Origin of the sequence: Streptomyces sp. NPDC051677, assembly GCF_044453465.1 — a bacterium.
Taxonomy (GTDB): Bacteria; Actinomycetota; Actinomycetes; order Streptomycetales; family Streptomycetaceae; genus Streptomyces.
The window spans coordinates 1-12,169 of the sequence record NZ_JBITCT010000111.1 but is presented as its reverse complement, the minus strand read 5'-3'; the positions used below and the strand labels follow the sequence as shown (position 1 = coordinate 12,169).

14 protein-coding genes are annotated in these 12,169 nt (G+C 70.9%); 6 read left to right on the top strand and 8 right to left on the bottom strand.

Features of this window, described 5'->3' with window-relative positions:
- Positions 1-521: 521 nt before the first annotated feature.
- The 4 genes from ACIBAF_RS48430 to ACIBAF_RS48415 all read left to right on the top strand — a co-directional run bounded on the left by ACIBAF_RS48430 (position 522) and on the right by ACIBAF_RS48415 (position 2,348).
- Entirely contained in the window at positions 522-1,244 is a 723-nt protein-coding gene (locus tag ACIBAF_RS48430; RefSeq protein ID WP_399473119.1) for a hypothetical protein, read from the top strand.
- 206 nt (positions 1,245-1,450) lie between these two features.
- Positions 1,451-1,795, top strand: a complete 345-nt coding sequence (locus ACIBAF_RS48425) for a hypothetical protein (protein WP_399473117.1) — start codon at positions 1,451-1,453, stop codon at positions 1,793-1,795.
- A 14-nt stretch (positions 1,796-1,809) separates the two neighbouring features.
- Positions 1,810-2,076: a hypothetical protein gene (locus ACIBAF_RS48420; protein ID WP_399473115.1), complete on the top strand. Its 267-nt coding sequence runs from the start codon at positions 1,810-1,812 to the stop codon at positions 2,074-2,076.
- The gene (locus tag ACIBAF_RS48415; RefSeq protein ID WP_399473113.1) at positions 2,073-2,348 is read left to right on the top strand and encodes a hypothetical protein; all 276 of its coding nucleotides are present in this window, start codon (positions 2,073-2,075) and stop codon (positions 2,346-2,348) included. The genes ACIBAF_RS48420 and ACIBAF_RS48415 overlap by 4 nt, the downstream gene beginning before the upstream one ends.
- A 360-nt stretch (positions 2,349-2,708) precedes the next feature.
- On the opposite strand, the gene ACIBAF_RS48410 is transcribed toward ACIBAF_RS48415, so the two are convergent.
- From ACIBAF_RS48410 to ACIBAF_RS48400, 3 genes are all read right to left on the bottom strand, one after another.
- Positions 2,709-3,017 (bottom strand): hypothetical protein, encoded by a 309-nt coding sequence (locus tag ACIBAF_RS48410; RefSeq protein ID WP_399473111.1) that lies wholly within the window; start codon positions 3,015-3,017, stop codon positions 2,709-2,711.
- Between the two features lie 228 nt (positions 3,018-3,245).
- Positions 3,246-3,428 carry a hypothetical protein gene (locus tag ACIBAF_RS48405; RefSeq protein WP_399473109.1) on the bottom strand — a complete coding sequence of 61 codons (183 nt, stop codon included), beginning with the start codon at positions 3,426-3,428 and terminating at the stop codon, positions 3,246-3,248.
- Entirely contained in the window at positions 3,425-3,790 is a 366-nt protein-coding gene (locus ACIBAF_RS48400) for a DUF6415 family natural product biosynthesis protein (protein ID WP_399473107.1), read from the bottom strand. Before ACIBAF_RS48400 ends, ACIBAF_RS48405 begins: the two co-directional genes overlap by 4 nt.
- Before the next feature lie 213 nt (positions 3,791-4,003).
- On the opposite strand from ACIBAF_RS48400, the gene ACIBAF_RS48395 reads away from it, so the two are divergent.
- Both ACIBAF_RS48395 and ACIBAF_RS48390 read left to right on the top strand, forming a co-directional pair.
- The gene (locus ACIBAF_RS48395) at positions 4,004-4,768 is read left to right on the top strand and encodes a helix-turn-helix domain-containing protein (protein ID WP_399473106.1); all 765 of its coding nucleotides are present in this window, start codon (positions 4,004-4,006) and stop codon (positions 4,766-4,768) included.
- Between the two features lie 127 nt (positions 4,769-4,895).
- Positions 4,896-5,126: a hypothetical protein gene (locus ACIBAF_RS48390; RefSeq protein WP_399473104.1), complete on the top strand. Its 231-nt coding sequence runs from the start codon at positions 4,896-4,898 to the stop codon at positions 5,124-5,126.
- An 843-nt stretch (positions 5,127-5,969) separates the two neighbouring features.
- Here the strand turns inward: ACIBAF_RS48390 and ACIBAF_RS48385 are convergent.
- The 5 genes from ACIBAF_RS48385 to ACIBAF_RS48365 all read right to left on the bottom strand — a co-directional run.
- On the bottom strand, positions 5,970-9,662 hold the full coding sequence (locus tag ACIBAF_RS48385; RefSeq protein ID WP_399473102.1) for a phage tail tape measure protein: 3,693 nt from the start codon (positions 9,660-9,662) through the stop codon (positions 5,970-5,972).
- 251 nt (positions 9,663-9,913) lie between these two features.
- Positions 9,914-11,266 carry a phage major capsid protein gene (locus ACIBAF_RS48380; RefSeq protein WP_399473100.1) on the bottom strand — a complete coding sequence of 451 codons (1,353 nt, stop codon included), beginning with the start codon at positions 11,264-11,266 and terminating at the stop codon, positions 9,914-9,916.
- A gap of 189 nt (positions 11,267-11,455) precedes the next feature.
- A complete protein-coding gene (locus ACIBAF_RS48375) occupies positions 11,456-11,650 on the bottom strand; it encodes a hypothetical protein (protein WP_399473098.1) in 195 nt (64 codons plus the stop codon).
- Positions 11,647-11,889, bottom strand: coding sequence for a hypothetical protein (locus tag ACIBAF_RS48370; RefSeq protein ID WP_399473096.1), 243 nt, complete (start codon positions 11,887-11,889; stop codon positions 11,647-11,649). Before ACIBAF_RS48370 ends, ACIBAF_RS48375 begins: the two co-directional genes overlap by 4 nt.
- Positions 11,886-12,169: hypothetical protein (locus tag ACIBAF_RS48365; protein ID WP_399473094.1), on the bottom strand; the 284-nt coding region annotated here is incomplete at its 5' end. The genes ACIBAF_RS48370 and ACIBAF_RS48365, both read right to left, overlap by 4 nt.

The following is a 12,169-nucleotide window of genomic DNA, read 5'->3' as shown; positions in this document are numbered from 1 at the left end:
CGACGGACGTCGAGCTCGCCGCATAACCCCAGCAACCCCGAACCACACCAAACCCGTCAGGGGCGCCTTGACGGAAGACATAGAGGCACCCCCCCGACCAAGGAACCCCTCCCAGGCACTGGGCACCACACCCCCGTCCACCACGTGACCCCCCGGACACATCCGAGGACCCCGCCCCGCGGACCAGATCGTAGAAAGACCGCGCCGCCCGGGCGGCGCCCGCGAGCACGGGACAGGAGCCCCCGGACCAAGGAGCCCCTCCCAGGCACTGGGCACCACACCCGCGCCCACCACGTGACCCCCCGGACAGATCCGAGGACCCCGCCCCGCGGACCAGGTCGTAGAAAGACCGCGCCGTCCGGGCGGCGCCCGCGAGCACGGGATAGGAGCCCCCGGACCAAGGAGCCCCTCCCGGGGAGTGGGGGCCGCGGCCGCGTCTGCCGCGTGATCCGTCGGGTGGGTGCCTGGGCGGGTTTCTCCTGGGGGTTCCTTCCTGACGGGGTGTCAGGGACACTGGCGCGGTGCGAAGTCCGACATGGGTAGGTGGCCGCCGGGGCGCTGTATGGGGCGCGTCGGCGGTCGCTGTCGTGGTGGTGGGCGCCGCGGGGCTGCTGGCCGGCTGCGGGGGCGACGGACGCGGCGGCGACTACGTGGCGATCGGCGCGGCAGGCGGTCCGGCGGCGCCGGGCACGGGTGCTGGCGGATCGGCGGGGCCGACGGGCGGGGTACGGCTCGTGCCGCTGGACGGGGGGAGCAACTCCGCTACGGCGCAGCCCGGTCCGGGAGCGAAGGCGCAGGCGCAGGGTCCCCTGGCGGCCGCGCCGGGCGGCCCGGAGCCCGGCTCGCCTCAGGGCGCCTCGCCCACCAGGGGCGGTGCGTCCACCAGTGGCGCCTCGTCCGCCGAGGGCGGCTCGGGCGGGCGTACGACGCCGGGCTCGACCTCGCCCTCGGCCTCGCCCTCACCGGCTCCGTCCGGCAGCGGGTCCGCCGGGCCGGCCGTGCTCGTCGTGAGTGACACCGTCCGCGCGGGCACGGATCAGCGGTGGTGCGAGGACGTGACCCTCACCCTCCACAACTCCGGTGGCACAGCGGTGCGTTCCGGCGCGGTCGCGTTCGGGACCCATGTCATCGACGCGCTCGGCATCGACTGGGCGACCCGCGAGTCGACGGCCCCGCTCCCGACGCCGATCGCCGCCGGCGCGCGCGGAGAGGACCTGGACGGTCTGTGTCGACAGATTCTATGAAGGGTTCTTTTCCTTGGGTGGGCGCATGGAGCACGACATCACCGTGACGTACTACCCCGGCGGAAAGACCATCTTCATCCCTCACACGCACGAGAGGGAGAAGTAACAGCCGGGGGCGACACGGCCTCCGGACCACAGCGGGCCCGCCCGGTGCGCCAACACCGGACGAGCCCTAGGGGAACAACCTGAGGTGGAGGCCGACCCCCATGCACCGCACCATACCCACGCCCGGGCACCCGAACGAGCCGTTGCGCGAGTTGCTCGCGGCCGTCCTGGAAGCCGTCGACCTTCCGTACCCGGCCACGGTCGGCGACGCAGCCACACACGACCGGATCCTGATCGAGCGCATCGGTCACGTGAAGATCGCTCTTCAGACGGTCCTCACCGATGACGCTCCGCTCGGCGTCGACTGGACGACCGACTATCTGCGCGAGCGGCTCGCCGAGCATCCGCCCACCGGGTACGTCACCTACGACCAGGCGCGCGAGCGCCTCGCCGCCGGGAAGAACTGGATGGAGGCCGTCCGGCCGTCGGGCGGTGAGGGTCGATGAGCCGCCGGCCTCCCGTGTCGATTCGTCGGACGCCCGACTTCGACGACGACCTCGCAGTACTCCAGCGCGGCGGCCTCAGCGCGTCCGACGCGGTCCGCCAGGCCGTCCGCCTGATCGCGCAGGCTCACCGCACCGTGGACGACCTGACGGCCCGAAACGGGGACCGCCCCGGCGTCCTGTCCATCCGTGTCACCGACCTGACCTCGGCGTATGACACCCCGCAGGAGCGTCATACAGCTGCCGCACCCACTGTCAGACGGGGCGGCGGTGAGGGGAGATGACGCGCGCTGAGTCGCTGCGCCTGGCGGCCGTCGAAGAGCAGCTCGCCGCCGTCTCCCGCGAACTGCGCGCCACCCGGGCGCACCTGAAGTTCCTGAGGGCCTTGCTCGCCGAGGAGGCGCCCGAGGTGGCGCGTGCCGAGCGCGACGCAGCCGAGATCTTCGAGGCGATCCAGAAGCGGCCCCGACCCGCGTTGCAGGTCCTCGAGGGCGGCCGGACCGGCAGACACCGCGACGCCCACGGCGACGACCGGCACGGCCTGCACGCCGTGTAGCACTGCGCAGAAGACCCCGCCGGAGTCCTGGCGGGGTCTTCTGCTGCCGGTCGGCGAGGGTCCGGCCCGTACGCGCGCGGGCGCGGGCTTCGTCCCCCGAGGGACGAAGCCAAAGTCCGGCCCATAGGCTCACCGGCGCGGGCTCGCCGGTGAGGTGTCCGGTGATGTCAGCCTTAACATCGTCGGACACCTGCGCTTGCTGATGCCGAGGTGCGTCCGGCCCGTACGCGCGCGGGCGCGAGTCACACGAAGGTTCGTCCCTCGAGGGACGAACCTTCCGACCCCGTACGCGGGCGCGAGGAGGCCCCGCCCATCCGCCACGGGGGAGGCAGACAGACGGGGCCGATCAGGGGGCCGGGGCTACAGCAGCCGGGCGATGGGTTCCGGCAGGAACAGATCCCGGGCGCGGTGCTCGGCCCACAGGCCGCCAGGATCGCCGTCACTGCGGGAGGCGTAGCGGGGGCAGCGGTCGCAGTTCCGGGCGTGCGGCTCGGGCACCTGGTCGGGATGTTCCTCGACGATGTGCCGGGCGATAGCCAGCTGCTCGTAGAAGCAGCCCGCATCCGCGGTGACCTTCTCGCCGAAGGCCGTCAGCAGCTTCACGCACTCGGCGCACCCGAACATGAAGGGCGCCGGGGGCGGCAGCGTCTGCCCGTCGATGGGGTCCATCGGTCTCTTCCTGGTGAGGGCCGCCCCGCCGAGCTCTTCCGGAGACTGCGACGGGGCGGCTTCCCGCCGGGCTGAGGCTTGCGGTCCTCGGCGCGGCGGGGCTTTGGGTGCGGCCCTGTCCCGGAGCGGCCGCCATGGGGGTGCGTCAGGCAGGGGTTCGCGCCAGCACCAGGGCGAGGACTGGGGCCGTCACGGCCGCCACGTACACGAGCAGGCCGGCGATCCCCTTCACGAGCAGCCCGCGGCGCGGTGGCAGGAGCAGGTGCAGCGGCGCACGAGCAGGATGCCGGTGGAGTGCGGCAGCGGGACGTCCTTGGTCTGGCGGCACCACGCGTGGACGTCCTCGTAGCCGGGCTTGCGTGCGAGGGTGCACTCCACGGAGAGGGCCTCGGTGGCGGTCGCGGCGGTCATGGGCGCTCGCCGCCGATCTTCTCGTAGTGGTCGCACAGGGCGTTCAGGACGCGGGCCAGCTTCCGGGCGTGCAGCAGTGCGCCGCCCGATGCCCTGCTGGGCTCCGCCCGCAGCTTCCCGCGCGCCTCGCCGAGACAGGCGAGCGCGCAGTAGCGGGGGATGCTCTCGCGTTGCAGCCTTCCGGCCGCCCGCTCGACCTGGGGGATGAGCAGTTCCAGGTGCCCGCGCACGATCCGCGTCAGCTTGGCCAGCTCGTCGCTGGCCGGGGCCAGGGCGACGGCGTCGGGGTCCAGCAGGATCCTCGCCGTCTCCCGCATGGTGGCGATATCCGGCGGATCGGCCAGAGGGGGCTCTGCCGCCATCGGCGGTTGGGTTGTAGCGTTCGGCACGTCGACCTGCTTTCTCAGGTTGGCCACGCCCCCGGACCGGTCGCACGGTCGCGGGGGTCTTCTCGTCACGGTTCACGTTGGCCGGGTCACAGTGCGTTGCGCGACGACAGATAGGGCGTCCAATCGGCGTCATTGGGGGCGTCAATCCGGTGTCATTCGCTGGTGTGAGCGTCTACCGTTGATCACATGGCCACTCCTAACGGAACCCTGAGAGCGGTCCGCATGGGCCTGCTCATGTCACAGGACGAATTCGCCCGCGCTATCCGTGACGCCGGAGAGCGAACGGGCTCCCCCAACGACGCGTCGAAGCGCCTTGTGCAGCGCTGGGAGTCGGGTACGACGACCGCACCGCGGCCCGTGTACGCGCGCGCTCTGGAGTCTGTGACGGGCCTGCCGATAGAGTCCCTCGGCTTCCCCGCGCCGATCCTCGCCCGGATCTCCGAGGACGGGCACGGCGGCCACGACCTCGAGGACTCGCCCGTCGGTATCCCCGGAGCCGGCACCGCCCCGGCCTCCCAGATCGCACCGCGCGGCAACTACTCGGGCATCTGGCTGAGCACCTACGAGTTCGTGTCCAGCGGCCGCGACAACCAGGTCTTCACCGGCAAGCACTACGTCGTGCTTCTCCAGCACGGCAACCGGCTCACCGGCCGCAGCTTGCCGAACGGCTCCCTCAACCCGGACAGTCCGCTGACTCTCGACCTCCAGGTGGAGGGCAGCACGGTCACCGGCACCTGGACCGAGCAGACGGCCTCCGAGGGCTATTACCGAGGGGCCCGGTACTTCGGCGCGCTCCAGCTGCTCGCCGAGCCGACCGGCCGTCGCATGGCGGGTAAGTGGGTTGGCTTCGGCAAGGAGTTCGACGTGAACACGGGGCCGTGGGAACTGCGCCTCATGGATGTGTCGACCACGAAGGCGACGCTCGACTCGTACAACCGACCGCCGGAGTAGGACCGCGCCGACGCGTCCCGCGCCCGCCTACGGGCCGCTCGGGGCTCATCGACGCTTACTTCCTTCAACGGGACCGTCCGTAGGCCGGTAGCGGCCAGCGCAGCGCGCGCACGGGCACACTGGGGGCGTGCTCCCGTCGAAGAAGACCGGCCGCGACGGCCGCCAGCTCGTTCCGACCGAGCTAGCCGCGTACAGCCTCGGCATGACGCCCAAGAAGTTCCGCGACTGGGCCCGTCGGCGCGAGCTGCATCCCGTCGCGTTCGAGCGGCCTCCGGGCCGACGCGGCCAGGCGACCGCCTTCTACGACCTCGCCGACCTCTTCGACGTGACGAATGGAGTGTCGGCCGGGGGTGCCTGAGCGGCCCTGGTCCTCGGTTCCTCGATCGGTGGAGGAACCGAAGACCGGCGTGCGGCCCGGCAGGCGCGGCACGTCCTCTTCCCGGCCGGGAGGGACGTCGGGCTGCCGTGCAGGCTCCGCCCGCAGCCGCCCGCGCACAGTGCCGAGCTCGCCCGTCCCTCAGGCGGGTACGTGCGCGGTGCCCGGGTCCGGGTCTTCTCGCGGGCGGGTACGTGCGCGGTGCCCGGGTCCGGGTCTTCTCGCGGGCGGGTACGTGCGCGGTGCCCGGGTCCGGGTCTTCTCGCGGGCGCGTTCCTGCTCGACCCTGCGGCGGCGGGCGCACTCCGGGCAGCGCTTCGGGAGGCCGCCGCGGTCTTTCTCCGTCTCACCCGCGGCAGAGCAGTCCGCGCACACGTAGCTTCGGGCCATGTCCGCTCATTCCTCAAGATTCTTTGAAATAAGGTGAGTTGAGGGCTTGACGTACACCCGGCCGTGCAGGACTCTGGTGATGCAGGCGAGCAGCTCCCACAGCGGCCGACAGGCCCCCCGGTCGAGCGAATCGCCCCCGGAACCCCCGAAGAGAGCCGAGAAGGCCCCCGGGATCCGCGAAGATCACCGAATCCCCCCGAGGAAGACAGAGCCCTGTCGATCTGACTCCGGGGGGATTTTTCTTTCAGATGGGCGCGGGGTCAGCCGGCCGTCGCATAAAAAGATCGACTTTGCAGTCGCGCATTTGATCAACTTCGCGTTTCCGCAGGTCGGAGCCTTGATCGCGTCTCATCGTCCTACCGGCTCCGTATGTCGCCGAGCTCGCCGTCGGCCCGCCGGGCGCGGTCGGGCGCGGCGATCGCACGGCCGCGACCATCACGGCTGTCGACCGACCTTCGCCCGATAGGCCGCCTCGCTGAGACCACTCTTGATCATGGGGCGCACGGTGCCCTGGATCATCCCCATCAGTTCACCGCTGTCGAGTCGCAGTTCGCCGACGAACTGGCCGCCGCTTGCGCTGCTCTCGTGCACCGCTGCCGCGAGCTCCCGGACAGCGGCGGCCTGCTGCGTGTCGAACGTGCTGGCGGGGCTCGGGATCACAACGCGGCGGGTGGACACCCCGGCTGCGACGGCGGCCATCGACTTGCGGTGGCTGAGGATGCTCTCGCCGCCCTTGAGGCTGATCAGCTCGGGGCCCTTCTCACCGACCCACGCCAGGCCGGGGGCCGCCGACATGGTGCCCTTGGCGTAGCCGCCGGGCCGGGTCATCACGTTGATCCAGTTCGCCCCGTACCGGTGCATGGCGTAGTTGATGCCGGCGTAGATCGACGCGAGCGGGTCGTAGATGCCGCGCTTGAGGAACGGGCCGGCGTATGCGGCGAACGTCGACCCGATGGTCTGCATGAGGCCGCGGGAGGGGTCGCCGTTCTTGGCGTTGATGTCCCAGTTGTTGATGGCGTTCGGGTTGCCGCCGGACTCCGTGTTGATCCGCTTGAGGACGGGACCGATCGCTGTGGCGGGCGCGCCGAGCATCGACAGCACCTGAGCGACCAGGGGCGCCCACCTTTGAACGCCCTTGCCGCCACCGCCACCGCCGAAGAGGTCGCTGAAGAGGCCGCCGAGCTTGCCGCCGATGCTGCCGAGCGCGCTGAGGGCCTTGCCCGGCAGGTTCTTTGCAGAGATCAGGCCCTTTTCGAGGAATGCGGCGAGAGCGTTCGGGAGGCTGCCGAAGACCTTCTTCACGATGGCGGAGGGATGCGTCTCGGCCATGCCCTTGATGAGTCCGGCGGTCAGGTGGCCGCCGAGAGAGGCGAAGACCTTGGAGGGCGAGTTGATGCCGAAGTGCTTCGACACCCAGCTGACGATGGGGTCAACAAGGTTCGACTTGATCCACTTGCCGATGCCCTTGATCCCGCCGACGATCCCCGACTTCAGGCCGGAGACCAGTGCGCCGCCCTTCTCGATCAGCCAGGAACCGGCCTTGGCGAAGACGCCGACAGACGGGCTGACGACGTTCTTGATGACCCACGTGCCGAGGAACTTCGCGCCGCCCACGATGCCGTTCTTGAAGCCGGACACCAGCGCTGAGCCTCGCGCCCACAGCCAGGATCCGGACGTCTTGAAGGCCCCCACGACGGGGTCGATGATCCACGCCTTGCCGAAGGATCCGATGGCCTTCGCTCCCGTGACCATGCCCGACTTGAAGCCGGACACGATCGCCGCGCCGCGCGCCAGGAGCCACGATCCGGCGGTCTTGAAGACGCCGACCACAGGGTCGACGATCCACGCCTTACCGAGCGAGCCGAGCCCCTTCGCGCCGGTGACGATGCCGGACGCGAAGCCCTTGGCGAGCTCGAAGCCGCGCACGAGCAGCCACCGGCCGGCGCTGGCGAACGGCTTCACGATGGTGCCGATCACGCGGCCGGCGACGCTGCCGAGCTCGGTCGCGCCCTTGACCATCCCGGGGGCGATGCCGCGTACGAGCCTGAGGCCGAACTCTCCGAAGCGGCCCACGTAGGCGACGATGCCGACGGCGAGGTTGGCCAGTGCGCCGGTCAGCTTGGCGGCCATGGCGGGGAAGACGCGGGCGACGCCCGACGCGAAGCCCTTGGCGAAGCCGCCGAGGACCTTGCCTGCGAAGCCGACGAGCGACTTGGAGAACTTCGCGAAGATCTCGAACGCCCAGCTGATCAGCTTCCCGAGGAACGGGATCTTGGTCAGCATCTTGCCGATCGCGCCGACCCACTTCGCGGGCAGGAACGCGACGGTGACGACCGCGATCAGAACGTCGAACCAATGGTCGCCGAGCCCCTTGAGCAGCGCGCCGAGGTCGACGTTCAGCAGGCCGACGACGAAGCCGGTGACCAGTGGGATGGCGAACTTCCCCAGGCTGATTCCGATGCCCACCCAGTCGATCTGCATCATCAGGTGACCGAACGCCGCGGTGAGCTTGACTGCGCCCTTGGCCAGGGTCTTCACGCCCGTCGCCAGGCCGCTGCCGATCGTCGAGCCGACCTTGCCCCAGTCAACCCCCTTGATGCCGCCGGTGACCGCCGTCCGTACCTGCTCGCCGATCCGCATGGCGAGGCTCTTCGGGGGCTTCACCTTCGGGGTCACGAGGGGGGCGACCGAACCGGACCCACCGTGCGGCATCGGCGCGAGCGCCGGACCCTTCACGCCGGTCGTCGGGGCGACCTGCCCGACGCCGTAGTGAGGCATCGGGGCCAGGGCCGGGCCCTTCGGGGCCACGGTCGTCTTGCTGGAGCCCAGGTGCGGGGAGGTGTCGAGCAGCCCGCCCATGAGGTCCTTCGCGGCCTTCGCCGGCTTCGACCCGGTCAGGCCGCCCCAGAAGTCGCCGATGACCTGCTTGGCCTGGCCCACGCGGTCCTGGATCTGCGCGACGGGGATCATGCCGGCGAGCGTGTGGCCGAAGTTCTGCGCGGCCGGGATGCCCTTGGTGTTGATCCAGGAGGCGAAGCCGCTCGTCGCGGTCGTCAGCCCGGTCACGGCCTTCGTGGCGAGGTTGAGGACGCCCGTGTCCCCGATCTCGATCAGGAGGTCTTCCCACGCGCCGCGTAGCCGCTTGAGCTGGCCCTGTAGGCCCTGCATCTGGATTTTCGCGACCTTCTCCGCCGTGCCACCGGACTTCACCAGCTGCTCGATGAGCTTGTCGAGCGCTGGCGTGCCAGCGGTGACGAGCGCGGACATGCCCGGTCCGGCGCGCTGGCCGAAGATCGTGAGCATGTCGCCGGCCGTCGCGCCCTTCTTGCCGAGCTGGTCGACGATGTCGCGGAGCGGCAGCAGCTTCCCGTGCGAGTCCGTGACCTTGACCCCGAGGTGATCGAGCGCTGCCTGTACTTGCTTCGTGGGCTTCAGCAGACGGCTGATCGCACCGCGCAGCGCAGTACCGGCCATCGATCCGGCGATGCCTGCATTGCTCATCAGGCCGATCGCGGCTGTCGTCTCCTCGAACTTCAGCCCTGCCTGGTGCGCGACCGGCGCTGCGTACTTCATCGCTTCGCCGATGGAGGAAACGCCTGCATTCGTGCTGATCGAAGCCTTCGCCAAGACGTCGGTGACGTGCGCCAGATCGTCAACTGTCTTGCCGTATCCGGTCATTACGTTGGTGGCGATGGACGCGGCGTCGGCGAGCCCCATCTGTTCGGTCGAGGCGAGGGCGATCACGCTCGGCAGCGCCGTGTAGATCTGCTTCGTCGACAGGCCGGCCATGGCGAGGTTGCCCTGCGCGTCGGCCGCCTCCTTGGCACTGAAGGCCGTGGTGCGGCCCATCTCCTTCGCCTGGTCGCGCAGCATCGTGAAGTCCTTGCCGGTGGCCTGCGACACGGCCTTGACCCGGTTCATGGACTTCTCGAAGTCGCCCGCGGTCTTCAGCGAGGCGACGGCGATCCCTGCGACGCCGACGGCGCCGACGGCCAGCGACGTCTTGATGGCCTTGCCGACCTTCGACGTCGTGGACGCCAGGGAGTTCGCGGACCGGCCGACCTGGCGGAACGTCGCGGACGCCCGGTCGCGGCCGATGAGGGCGAAGACGATCGATGAGGTGGCCACAGCCGGAGCCCTCCCGATACGGGCAGGTGGAGCGGGGAAGAGGGGGCCGCCGGCCGGGGCCCCGAGGGGAATCGCGACTCCCGGCCGGCGGGGGGTGGCGGAGGTGAGCTGCTCCGCCACGTGGGCCGCGTGACCAGCGCGGCCGTGCGGGGTGGGCGGTGCCGCTGAACCCGGACATCACCGGCCGGGTAGCACGTCAGCGACTCCGGGGCCGTTACCTCCCGGCCGCCCATTCCCGCAGTTCAGAGGACCTAGAACGAGGGCTGAACGAGGCCGGTCCCCGTCACTTCGACGATGCTCTTCGGGTAGCGAGCGGCCGTGAAGGCGAGGTAGCCGTACACCTGGAGGCGGACGGTGAGCGTGCCGGAGCCGACGTCGGGCAGCACTCGGGAGCGGATCCCCGACTCGAAGAGCAGGAGGTCGGACGCCCGGAGGATGTGGATGACGTCCTCGTTGGTGCCCGCGCCGAGCGTGATCGGCATCGACGGGTCGGTGACGACCGGGAGGCCGTGCATCTGGCCCACGACCTGCTCGGCCGCGACCGCGCCGAGCGTGGCGATCGCGTTCTGCGGGTTCCCGGCCTGCGGGACGACCAGGGGCCGGCCGTTGGTGTCGGTGGCTGCGAGGAACCAGGCCCACCGGCGGGGGTGCATGACGATGACGGTCGGCGGCATGAACCGCAGCGTGTGGACGCGCTGCACCGCGTCGGCGATCTTCGAGTACAGCTCGGCCACCGTCGGGCTTGCGTCGGTGTACGTGACGGTCTCGATGTTCGCCGTGTTGCGGACGCCGGTGACCTGGCCCGACGAGCCGGTTCCGGAGATGACCTGGACGTCGAGCTTGGTCGCGTAGTCCGCGGTCAGGTCCCGGAAGATGACCTCGTCGAAGGAGACCGGGGACTGGTCCAGGAGCTGGATGGCGACGTCCTGCTGGCCGGCAATCGTCTTCACCGGGGCCGGCACCGATGCGTCGGTGAGGTCCGTCTCCGAGACCGCGCCATTGTCGGCGGTCTGGATCGCCGTGGTGGTGCCTGTGGCGACCTTCGGGATGTTGATGCTGTCGGTGCCGGGCGGCAGCGGCTGGTTCGTCACCAGGTTCGCGTACGCGCGGCCCGCCCGGGCCAGCTCCACGAACTGGCTCATCAGCCACAACGGGGGCACGAAGTATCCGCCGTTGCCGTCGGTGCGGTTGAGGTCGCGGAACTCGGGGGTCTCGCTGACGTCCTGGGCGTGCCGCTGGAGCCGCTCGATCGCGGTCCCGTCGTCCATGCCGAGCTTCACGCGGGCGAGGTCCTGGAGGTAGCTGCGCCCGTTGCCGCGGGTGTAAGTGCGTGGCTCGTTGACCGAGATGCGGGACCGGACGGTGCTTGCAAGGTGGGCGCCCTCGCTGGGGAGGCCGCGCCGGCTCTCCGCCTCGATCTCGTCGATGCGGTCGTCGATGCGGGCCAGGTCCTCGGTGACGCTGAGGAACTCGCGGCTCTCGACATCGTTCAGTTCGGTGTCGCCGCGGAGTTCGGCGCTGCGGGGGATGGCCGTACGGCGGGCCAGGAGGGATGCCCGGCGCTCGCGCAGGCGGGTCAGGCGGGGGTCAGCGGAAGGTGACACGGGGCGCTCCCAGGCGGGATGCGCGTCGTCGTCTTTCCAGTGCCAGGAGCAGAGGCGGACGCTGGGTGTACAGGGCGGCGACCAGTGCCAGGCCTGGGCTCATCGCTCGGGGCCAACGCCTGTGCCAGGCGGGCCCGTACGGGGAGGCAGTGCCAGCCGTCCCCGAGCGGAGCTTTCGATCAGGGTACGTCAGCGATCAGCGAGGCGGCCAGGATCGGCCAGCTCGGAGCAGTCGGGCCGGTGGTCGATGACGACGTTCGGGGGCTGAAAGTCGGCCGGGCCGCCGCAGTGCGGGCAGCCGTGGACGGCGAGTTGGGCGACCAGCTCGGCGAGGCTGTCCGTCTCCACGACCACGGGTCGGCCCGTGCGCCGACGCGCGCTCACTCCGAACCTCCCTCGAGGGCGGGCTGTTCGAGTTCGGCGAGGACCTCGAGGACCGCGGACTTCAGCTCGGCGGGGACCCGGTGGCGGGCGAGGAGGCGGCGCGCGCCGGCCGTGGTCCGGGAGCTGTCGAGCAGGACGGCGGCGACTCCGGCCGCGCGCCGGCGGTTGGAGCCGACGGCGGCCAGGGCCTGGAGCTCGCGGGCCCGGTCGGCGAGCGTCGGGGCGGCGGCGCGCTTCACTCGTCGTCCTTCCACCGGCGGGGCCGGCGGCCGATCGCGCCGATCCAGCGGCCCCGGGCGTGCAGCTGCATGAGGCTGCGCCGGTCGCTGCTCTCCTGCTGCTGATGGCGGGCCAGGCGGCGGCTGTCGTCGCCGGTGAACGGGGTGCTGCGGATGATCAGGCCGTCCGGGGCGGGCGCGGGGGCGGTCGGGGGCTTCTTCTTGGACATGGTCACTCCTTCGGTGTCTCGGCGGTCGACGACCCGGCGGTCGTCACGGGGTCCGACCCGGCGGTCGACGA

Excerpts from the sequence above, each read along its gene's own strand:
- ACIBAF_RS48425 (WP_399473117.1), top strand. The coding sequence starts at position 1,451 with ATGCACCGCACCATACCCACGCCCGGGCACCCGAACGAGCCGTTGCGC.
- ACIBAF_RS48415 (WP_399473113.1), top strand. The coding sequence starts at position 2,073 with ATGACGCGCGCTGAGTCGCTGCGCCTGGCGGCCGTCGAAGAGCAGCTC.
- ACIBAF_RS48410 (WP_399473111.1), bottom strand. The coding sequence starts at position 3,017 with ATGGACCCCATCGACGGGCAGACGCTGCCGCCCCCGGCGCCCTTCATG.
- ACIBAF_RS48405 (WP_399473109.1), bottom strand. The coding sequence starts at position 3,428 with ATGACCGCCGCGACCGCCACCGAGGCCCTCTCCGTGGAGTGCACCCTC.
- ACIBAF_RS48400 (WP_399473107.1), bottom strand. The coding sequence starts at position 3,790 with ATGGCGGCAGAGCCCCCTCTGGCCGATCCGCCGGATATCGCCACCATG.
- ACIBAF_RS48395 (WP_399473106.1), top strand. The coding sequence starts at position 4,004 with ATGGCCACTCCTAACGGAACCCTGAGAGCGGTCCGCATGGGCCTGCTC.